Annotated in this window: 1 protein-coding gene; it reads right to left on the reverse strand. The window is 66.2% G+C overall.

Features of this window, described 5'->3' with window-relative positions; translation table 11 throughout:
* Nucleotides 1–494: 494 nt before the first annotated feature.
* Nucleotides 495–1427, reverse strand: coding sequence for a patatin-like phospholipase family protein (locus ACMO6A_RS13395; protein ID WP_114516725.1), 933 nt, complete (start codon nucleotides 1425–1427; stop codon nucleotides 495–497).
* Nucleotides 1428–1709 lie beyond the last annotated feature (282 nt).

Consider the following 1709-nt stretch of genomic DNA (forward strand, 5'->3'; position numbering starts at 1 on the left):
GTCCCGCGCGCCCTGCGCTTTGCCTGCCCGTCCCGCGCGCCTCGCGCTCCGCCCGCGAGTCCCGCCCCCGCATGCCGCGAAAGAGGGGGCACCGGGATCGAGCCGCCCTTGGCGAACCGCTAGAAACGGCGAAGGATCCGAATGTTTCACGTGAAACATCTGTTCTCAAGCACCAGATTGTTTCACGTGAAACATTTGAGCGCATCAGGGTGCCTCGAGGCGAGGAGGGGTCGGAGCCGGATCGCGTCGCCCGCGCGGGCTCCGCCGGTTCTGCGCATCCGTGGTGCGGTGGGGGCGCGGGCGCGGTTCTACACGGGCGCGAGCGCGACGCGACGTCCTGCGGCTTCGATGCGGGCGAGAGCGTGGCGCGACGTCCTGCGGCTTCGGCGCGGGCGCGCCGCTGTGCGCCGGACAACTGCGCGGGAAGAGGGCCACATGCGCAGGCCGTTCGTGCGAACGGGACGCCTTGCGATGCGGGTGCGCTGAGCCGGCCTTTACGCCTCCAGGTACGCCTGGAGCGCGGGCCAGCGACGGGCCGCTTCGGCGTAGCCCTGCTCGTAGAGCGCGAACAGCTTGTCGGCGTCGCGCTCCATGCTGCCCACGGTAACCGGCTCGGGAGGCCTGATGAGGAACAGCTTTCCGGCATCGTGCAGGCGAGGCAGCGCGCGGTACGTGCGGTTGTACTCGTAGTGGCGGTGCTGCAGGCGCTCGAGGTAGTGGGGGTACAGTCCATAGCGCTGGCGCAGGATGGCCATGAGCTTGTTCGGTCCTTTCACGTAGTCGGTCGCCTGCGTGAGCACCACGATGTGCTTGCGCGCGCCCGTCAGCATCGAGTACATAATGGGCACGCTGTCGCAGGTGCCGCCGTCCAGCAGCAGCTTGCCGTCGACGTCCACGATCTGGCTGACCAGCGGCATGGACGACGACGCGATGAGGTAGGGCAGGTCGGCCAGCGAGTCGGCGAAGGGGTGGTAGTCCGCCTCGCCGGTGACGAGGTCGCTGGAAACGGCGATCAGCTGCATGGGCGACTGGTCGAACCCGGCGTAGTCGAACGGCTCCAGGCGGTTGGGGATCTCGTCGAAGGCGAACTCGCGCCCGCAGGCGTTGCCGGTGCGCACGAAGCTCTTCATGGACAGATAACGCCAGTCGTCGCAGTACTTCGTGTTGAGGTAGCACGTGCGGCCGTCTTCGCCGGCCACGTAGTTGTAGCCGCACAGCGCACCCGCCGACACGCCGATGACGCGCTCGCAGAACAGCTTCTGATCCATGAAGAAGTCCAGCACGCCGGCCGTGAACTGGCCGCGCATGGCGCCGCCTTCCAGCACGAGGTTCACCGGGACGGTGCCGTGTCCGCGCCAAGCGGGCACGTGCGACGATGCGGGCGAGGAGGCGGGTGCTGCGAAGGCGTGCTCGGTCGTTTCGCTCATGCGGGTTCCTTTCTGTGGGTCGTCTCCGATTATATCTCAGCGCGCCCGCCCCTCGAGCATTCGCAGGCAAGACGTGCAACAAGGCCGCCGTCTGTGGAGCAACGATGGAGGAGACCGTCCTCGACGACCGTTCACCGGGCGAAAATGTCGGGAATGTCGAGATTCATGCTCCGAACCGTAACAATTTGATGCACAGTTGAGCAAACGCGTTTACAATACGATGCGAACAAGAATTGCCGCGGGTGAGAGATGCGCGCGGCCCCTACAAAGGAGGCTTTAACA

The sequence above is a fragment of the Eggerthella sp. genome (assembly GCF_048329335.1).
GTDB classification, from domain to species: domain Bacteria; phylum Actinomycetota; class Coriobacteriia; order Coriobacteriales; family Eggerthellaceae; genus Eggerthella; species Eggerthella lenta.